The sequence below is a fragment of the Aerococcus sanguinicola genome, from assembly GCF_008726925.1.
Classification (GTDB): Bacteria; Bacillota; Bacilli; order Lactobacillales; family Aerococcaceae; genus Aerococcus.
This window is the reverse complement of sequence record NZ_VYWO01000004.1, coordinates 239,373-247,517: the sequence shown is the minus strand read 5'-3', so window position 1 is coordinate 247,517 and position 8,145 is coordinate 239,373. Positions and strand designations below refer to the sequence as shown.

The 8,145-nt window shown below is 46.1% G+C and carries 5 protein-coding genes and 1 pseudogene; 5 read left to right on the top strand and 1 reads right to left on the bottom strand.

Annotated elements, in window-relative coordinates:
* Positions 1 to 215 (bottom strand): annotated as a pseudogene (locus tag F6I03_RS07490) (hypothetical protein); the annotation flags it as partial.
* A 101-nt stretch (positions 216 to 316) separates the two neighbouring features.
* On the opposite strand from F6I03_RS07490, the gene F6I03_RS07485 reads away from it, so the two are divergent.
* The 5 genes from F6I03_RS07485 to F6I03_RS07465 all read left to right on the top strand — a co-directional run bounded on the left by F6I03_RS07485 (position 317) and on the right by F6I03_RS07465 (position 8,145).
* Positions 317 to 3,373 (top strand): type I restriction endonuclease subunit R, encoded by a 3,057-nt coding sequence (locus F6I03_RS07485; RefSeq protein WP_150983096.1) that lies wholly within the window; start codon positions 317 to 319, stop codon positions 3,371 to 3,373.
* 211 nt (positions 3,374 to 3,584) lie between these two features.
* Positions 3,585 to 4,517 carry an Abi family protein gene (locus F6I03_RS07480; RefSeq protein WP_070431577.1) on the top strand — a complete coding sequence of 311 codons (933 nt, stop codon included), beginning with the start codon at positions 3,585 to 3,587 and terminating at the stop codon, positions 4,515 to 4,517.
* Between the two features lie 274 nt (positions 4,518 to 4,791).
* Positions 4,792 to 6,369, top strand: coding sequence for an ABC transporter substrate-binding protein (locus F6I03_RS07475; RefSeq protein ID WP_150983095.1), 1,578 nt, complete (start codon positions 4,792 to 4,794; stop codon positions 6,367 to 6,369).
* Positions 6,362 to 7,321, top strand: a complete 960-nt coding sequence (locus tag F6I03_RS07470) for an ABC transporter permease (RefSeq protein WP_070431575.1) — start codon at positions 6,362 to 6,364, stop codon at positions 7,319 to 7,321. Before F6I03_RS07475 ends, F6I03_RS07470 begins: the two co-directional genes overlap by 8 nt.
* Complete coding sequence (locus F6I03_RS07465) at positions 7,318 to 8,145, top strand: ABC transporter permease (RefSeq protein WP_141737883.1); 828 nt, start codon at positions 7,318 to 7,320, stop codon at positions 8,143 to 8,145. The genes F6I03_RS07470 and F6I03_RS07465 overlap by 4 nt, the downstream gene beginning before the upstream one ends.

Genomic DNA, 8,145 nt, shown 5'->3' with positions numbered 1-8,145 from the left:
GTTAAGCCTCTATGATGAAAAACATCTTTAAAATTTACTATAGGCGTACCTTTTCCAAAAAAATCTTTCCCCTTATTAATGCCATTTTTAAATTCATAGTAGTCTCCGACTTCACACTGAATCCAATTATTTTTCCTTTTAGGCAGAGTAAGTAGCAATCCTATCCTAAAACTTCCTATTTTTACCCATACACCCTTCCTTTGTAAAAATACCAATGAAAGCTCTTCTGGTCTCTGATATACTGGAAGTATTAGCAAGTTATAGACCCAATAAATAATCGTAGCAAGCGCAGAATAGCAATAGGATAAGTGATAATATGGTAAAGATTTTTACTCAAGAGCAGCAAATGGAAGAACGGCTGATCCAGCTCCTGGAACAGGGCGAGTCGCAGTGGACTTACCGGGAAGATCTGAAGACGGCGGATGACTTGTGGGCAAATTTCTTCCAGCAGTTAGAAGCCAATAATACAGCCAAGTTAGATGGTGTCCCTTTAACGGAACGGGAGAAGTTATCCATCAAAGCGGAACTCGATTTCTCCAGCTTCTATGCAGCGGGGGTTTGGCTAGCCGGTGAGAATGGAGTGGCCCAGGTTCGCCTTGACCGGGAGGATGCTAGTCTCGGATCCTGCCAGTTAATGGTAATTAACGGCAATGAGATTGCAGGAGGCCATTCGACTTATGAAGTGATCAACCAGTTCCAAAGTAATAAACGCGACTTCCGTGATCAGGATGGGCGTTTTGATGTGACCTTGATGATCAATGGAATCCCTCTGATCCAAATTGAACTTAAGAACTCACAGGCGACGGATGGCTATAAGCAAGCCTTCAAGCAGATTGAAAATTACTTGAAGACAGGCAAGTACCATGGTATTTTCTCGATGCTGCAGATGTTTGTCGTCTCTAATGGTGTGGATACTAAATACATTGCAGCCAATACGCGATTGAATGCGCGTTTCTTAACTGGCTGGGTGGACGCGAACAACCAAGCTGTGACGAATTTAGAAGACTTCGCCAAATCTGTCTTATCCATTCCTGAGGCCCATGAGATGATTGCCAATTACTCTGTTCTGGATAATGAGAGTAAGGCGGTGATCCTTTTACGTCCTTATCAAATTCATGCCATTAAGGCGATTCGCCAAGCTAGCCGTGAACAGATCGGTGGCTATATCTGGCATACTACAGGGTCGGGCAAGACCTTAACTTCTTACAAGGTCGCACGAAATTTATTGAAGATTCCTTCCATCGATAAGACGATCTTCATTATCGACCGCCGGGACCTAGACCAGCAGACCACAGCTGCTTTCAAGTCTTATGCCAATGATGATTTTGTCTCAGTTGATAAGACGGAGAATGTAAATGGGTTGATTAAGCGCCTGGCCTCTCCCGACCGGAGCATGGTCGTCACGACCATTCAAAAGTTAAACTATGTCATGAAACGCTACCGGCAGGATCCGGACAATCCGCGCTTGAAGAAGTTAAGAGAGCTACGTCTTGCGGTTGTAGTGGATGAATGCCACCGGGCGGTTACCCCTCAGAAACAGCAAGAGCTAGAGAAGTTCTTCCGTTATTCGCTCTGGTATGGCTTTACAGGGACACCTTTATTCGCTGAGAATGCCCGGGATGCCTTCGGTGACCTGGCGCGGACGACGGAGGAACAGTATGGCCAGTGTCTCCACAAATATACTGTTCAAGAAGCCATGCACGACAAAGCGGTCTTAGGTTTCCAAATCGAATATAAAAATACGATTAATGAATATGACTTAGACCGAATTGTTGCGGCAGAGTTTCCACGTGTCGATTTGGCAGCGATTGATCAGAAAGAGAAGGAAGCTAAGCTCGATCCTATCCGTTTCGAACAGCCCGACCATATGAAAGAGGTTGTAGCTTCGATTGTCAATAAGTTTCAGAATAAGTTTGGTTTTCATAATGGGGTAGGGCAAACTTACGATGCGATCCTAACCACGAATTCGATTGACAAAGCCATTGCTTACTATCGCCTTTTTAAAGAAATCAAGGCAGGGACTGATCCGAAATTTAAGATAAGTGAAACTACTAAGCGGGCAGTGGTTGACTTTCCTAAAGTTGCCATTACCTTCTCAGTCTCTGATAATGAGGAAGACACCTTATCCCACAAGGAGGCTATGAAGGAAGCCTTGGATGATTATAATCAGATGTTCGGTACCAACTTTAACTTAGAAACGATTAACGGTTATAATCAAAACTTGAACAGCCGACTGGCCCGTAAGTCGGATACCTATAAGGCACGTTCTGAGCAACTGGACTTAGTAATTGTAGTAGACCGCTTGCTGACGGGCTTTGACGCCCCTTGTCTGTCGACTTTATTTATGGACCGCGCCCCTATGAAGCCCCATCATTTGATCCAGGCCTTCTCACGGACTAATCGGCTTTTTGATAACCATAAGAAGTATGGGCAGATCACTACCTTCCAAACGCCCGCACTTTACGAAGAAGCGGTCAAGGAAGCCTTCATTCTCTACTCCAATGGTGGGGAGAATGAGATCCAGGCGCCGACTTTCGAAGAGTCTAGGGAAGAATTGAAGGAAGCTGTGCAGGAGCTGAGAGCTATTGCTCCTCATCCAGACTCCTTTAGAGGGTTGACCGATCTAGCTGAGATGAAGAAGGCAGCTAAGGCCTTTCAGCGTTTTGATAAGATTTACCGGACCATCGAAGTCTACTCAGCTTTTGATGAGAAAGAATTTGTCGCAGATTATGGTTTTGGCCGAGAAGAATTCGAACACTATACAGGTTCCTATAATAATCTGATTGCAGCGATCAAGGAAGAGATGGCAGTAGAGGATGAGCTTGACGTTGAGGACGTGTTAGATATCGATATTGAATATGAGATTGAATCTGTCCGCACAGAGCAGATCGACTATGACTACCTAGTTCTCTTGATTGACCGCTACCGCGAAGCTCACCGAGAGGCTGAAAAAGAAAAATTCAAAGCAGAAGCAGAGAAGACGATTCAAGAATATGGTCGTCAAAAACCTGAATTAGGACAAAAGATCCAAGAAATCTTCATCGAAATTATTGATCATCCTGAAGCCTTCGACAAGCAATCTACCCATGAAATCCTGTCTAATCGTATTCACCAATATACCGAACAGGTAGTGGAGGACTATGCGCGTAAAGAACACTTGGATGAGGACATGTTGAAATATGTGGTCGCTAACTATGATCCCAACCGTGAAACACCCCAGATAGGGGAAGTGGATTTGATTGAAGGTGCTGATTATGAAGGCTACAAGGCTAGCACAGAGAACCCAGATAAAAGTAAATTGAAATACCGGTCACGTTTACGCAATGAGTATAAGGATATGATCCAAGAAGAAATTCTGCCTTATGAGATTTAAGGGGATAAAAAGGTGTTACATGATTGCAAGCTAATGTTTTAGACGATTAGTATTGACTAGTTAAGAAAAATTTTGTATAGTATATATGAAAGTTCAATCGTCCCCCATAGTTTGGATCTTAGATTCAAACTACAGATACGTCTGCCGGGGGGCTTTTTTTATTATTATTTTTCCTGAGACGATAGTGAAGGTGTGTAAGGAGTTGAAATAATTGGAGTTTGAGTCTAAGGACTTTAAAGATCAGATTGCCTTATTACGCGAAAGAGGTATGGAATTTAAGAAGCCTGATAAGGCAGAGAATACCTTGCATTATATTTCTTATTATAAGATAAAAGAATTTGCAGAACCTTTTGTTAAGGTAGTTGATGGAAAAAAAGTCTATCAAGAAATAACCTTTGAAGAGGTTATTGAAAGATATTATCGCGACAAAAATTTACGCCTTCATATATTACATGCCATTGAGGATATTGAGGTAGCCTTACAAACTCAAATTGCCTATAATTTAGGGAAAAATACAGGTGCCTATGGTTACTTAAGGATTAATAACTGGGCAGATTTCAATAATTTTTCTCGAAAAAAGCTAACTAAAAGACAAGAAAAGATTAAAAGTAGAATTAAAGAGCAGGTACGAATTGCTAGATCAAATCCAGATAATTACAAAGAACTGATTAATAAATTACAAACTAACGAGGAAAATGACTATCCTCCTATTTGGCTAGGGATTAACCTTTTAATGTTTGGTAATTTAGTTTACATGCTTGAAGTAATGAATAATAGAAATAAGAAGCCTATAGCAAATTATTTTGATTGTTCAACAGCAGAACTTTATTCATGGATGAGAATACTTAACTTAGTACGAAACAAATCGGCACATAATTCTAATTTTATTGACATGAAATTTATTACATCACCTCCTATTCGTGATGAATGGCGACAATTCCTGTTTATGAAAGATGATCATTTATTTACTGATAGAATTTCAATTCCTATAATCATTATTAAGCATTTCATGAATCAAATTAATTATAATTATCGATTTGACTCAATCAAGAGAGTGCTTTTCAATTTGATAAAGACTGATAAAGAAGCACAATATTATGGATTTGCAAGTAAAAAAGCAGTCCATGAATTATTTAGGAAATAGAAACTAGTCAAAGATAAACTTGGACAAAACTGCAGAACAGTATAAAAGACAGTAGGCAAGCCCCCCACCGGCTTGCCTTTTTTGCGTCCTCAAACCTCACCACACCCAAATCCAACCACCCTTGACCGAAAATAACTTATTATTTATAAGTGTTTTTGATTGCATGGGGCTAGCTTGTCTTTTATAATGAGGTAGCTAACTAATTGTAAGCGTTCCGACTATATTTAGCAGGGGACTTGCTTACTTGATTTTCTTGGACGATAGGAGGTTCATTATGAGAAAGTTTCTTGCAGTCTTGTCTCTTGTGCTGGCGATTGGGGTGATTGGGGCATGTTCGGCCCGGGTGAATGATTCCAGCCAGGCGGACCGTCGCGAGGATAGTTTTGTCTATGCGATTGCGGGGGATCCGATTTCGATGAACCCCTTATCGACTTCGGACCGTTGGGGGTTAACGGTGACGAATATGATCTTTTCTCCCTTGGCCCGGATGGATGCGGAGGGGAACTTGGAGATGGAATTGGCCGAGTCTGTCGACCAGTCCGAGGATGGGCAGACGGTGACAGTGACCCTGCGCCCGGATGCCAAGTTCTCTGACGGCCAACCAGTGACAGCGGAGGATGTGGTCTTCACTTATGAGACTATGTTGGATCCTGCCAATGGCCAGGCGGACAAGTTTAAGGTCGGAGGGGAGCCCATCCGGATTGAACAGCTGGATGAGCGGACGGTGCGTTTTATCGCGCCCCAGCCCTCGGGTGCCCTGGTCAATAATATTGTCTTTGAGAATTATATCCTGCCCAAGCATGTCTATCAGGATGTGGAAGACTTCTCTGGCAACAAGATTGAAGGAGTGGATCCGGTGGGGAGTGGGCCTTATCAACTGGAGGCCTACCACCAAGGCCAGGACTTCCGCTTCACGGCCAACCCGCATTATTACAAGGGCAAGGCTAATATTGATAAGGTGATCTTCCAGATTATCAAGAATGCCCAAACGACCAAGGCGGCCCTCTTGAGCGGGGAGATTGATGCGACCCTCCTGGAACCCCTGGATGTCTTGTCTATCGATTCGGACGCTATCCAGCTCTATCCTTATTCAGAGGGGCGGGTCGGCTATATTGGAGTGAATACCAATACCCTGGATAATATGGACTTCCGCAAGGCCATCTTCTATGCCTTGGACCGGGAGGAGATCAACCAGGCAGCCTACTTCGATGAGGCCTACTATATCTCGGCCCATTCCATCTTGCCGCCTTCTAATCCTTATTATTATGAAGAAATTGATAAGTACCAGACCGACTTAGACCGGGCGAAGGCTTATCTGGACCAATCAGGGGTTGAGAATCCCCGGGTTCGTCTAGCCTACAATGGCGAGAGTCAATTGGAGCAGACCATTGTGACCATGGTCCAGGAACAATTAGGTAAGGTCGGCATTGAGACAGAGCTCAAGCCCATGGACTCGGCGGCTCTCTCTGCGGCCAACCACGACCCTGAGAGCACGGCCTATGACCTCTTTATCGGGGGCTATATTATGGGCCTAGATCCTTCTGCCTACGCGCCTTTCTATACTTCTGGAGGAAGCAAGAATTACTTTAAGTATTCTACTCCTGAAGCAGACCGGCTCTTCCAAGCGGGCGAGGTAGAAGTCGACCCTGACCGCCGCAAGGACATCTACAACCAGGCCCAGTCCGAAGTGATGTCCAATGCCATCTTCTACCCCTATGTTGACAACAAGAAGATTATGGCTGTCAATAAGCGAATTAGTGGGGCGGAGGCCGCTAACTTGGTCCCTATCTACCAATTTGGCGACGCGTCCCAGCTCGAGATCCAAGCGACAAAGGAGGCTGCTCATGATTAACTATGCTTTGAAACGAATCCTACAGGCGATTCCGCTTCTTTTATTGATTTCTTTGATTGTTTTTAGCCTGATTTATATTGCGCCCTTCGATGCTATTGATGCCATCACGACCCCTAACATGACTGAGGCCCAGGTGGAGATTATCCGCGAACAGAATGGCTTAAATGATCCCTTCATTGTCCAATACCTGACCTGGCTCAAGAATGTCCTCCAGGGGGACTTCGGGCATTCCCTGATTAACCAGCAGGAGATTGGTAGCCAGCTGGCAGAGCGGATTCCTAATACCCTGATTCTTATGCTTCCAGCCTATGCCATCGGGAGCCTGATTGCCTTCTTCTCGGGTCTCTTCGCGGGAGCCCACAAGGACCGGGCGGGAGACCGCTTGGTGGACTTAGGGGCTTCCCTGGGTCTAGCGGTGCCGCCTTTCTGGTTGGGGCTCTTGGTGATTTACTTTTTCTCCCTCAAGTGGCCCCTCTTCCCTAGCACCGGCATGTACCGGATTGGGGCGGAAGGGAACCCCTGGGACCTCCTCCACCATGCCATCCTGCCGATTGGGGTCTTGATCGTGGCGATTACGCCCAACCTGACCCGCTATGTCCGGTCAGCAGCCATCTCCCAGGTGGAAGCTAATTATATTACCGTCCAGCGGTCGCTGGGGGCTTCTAAGCGGGAGATCTTCTTCCACCATGTCAGTCGGAATGTCCTCCTGCCCTTGGTGACCCTGCTCGGCCAGTCCCTGCCATCTCTAGTAACAGGGGCCGTGGTGACAGAGTCGATTTTCCAATGGCCAGGGGTTGGGTCCTACTTTGTGGAAGGGGCCAAGCAGCTGGATTATCCCGTAGTGATGGCGGTCCTTCTACTGACGGCCAGCCTGACCATTCTCGGTAATCTCCTGGCTGACCTCTTATACTACAAGGTGGACCCACGGATTCGATTGGAGGCGACCTCATGATTTCAAAGATTCAACGCATGCTTCGGCTCAAACCCTATTATTTGATCTTCGTCATTTTCCTCTTAGTCTTGGGGCTTCTCGCCCTCCTAGCCCCGCTCTTTCCCTTCGACCCGGTGGCAACGGATATTCCAAACCGCTTGCAGGCTCCCCAGTGGGCCCACCCTTTCGGAACGGATGAGCTGGGCCGGGACTACTTCAGCCGGATCCTATACGGGGCCCGGGTTTCCCTCTTGGTCGGCCTAGCCAGCATGGTGATGGCGACGCTAATTGGGAGCTTGATTGGTTTTCTTTCGGCCTATATCGGGGGACGCCTGGACGCGGTCTTGATGCGCTTGATTGACCTGATTTCGTCCGTCCCTTCCCTGGTACTGACGACGGTCTTAGCGGCCTTGTTGAAGCCGGGCCTCTTTACGATTATTATCATTATTGCTTTCTTTACCTGGATGTCCATTGCGCGCTTGGTCCGGGCAGAGACCCTGTCGCTTAAGGAGCGGGACTATGTCAAGTATGCCCAGTTCCTAGGCTTTAAGCCCCTGACCATTATTCGCCGGCACATCCTGCCCCAGGTTATTCCAACCATTATTGTAGGGGCGACCTCTGTAGTAGCCTCGGCCATTATGATGGAATCGACCCTGTCCTTCCTAGGCCTAGGCATCCAGCCCCCTGAATCGTCCTGGGGCTCTCTCTTGCAGAATGCCCAGTCCTACCTGCAACTTGCCCCCTATATGGCGGTCTTGCCAGGGGTCTTGATTATTCTGACTATTATTTCCTTTAATGGTCTGGGCAACTTAATTCGTGATAGTTATGATTTGGAGGAGCGATAA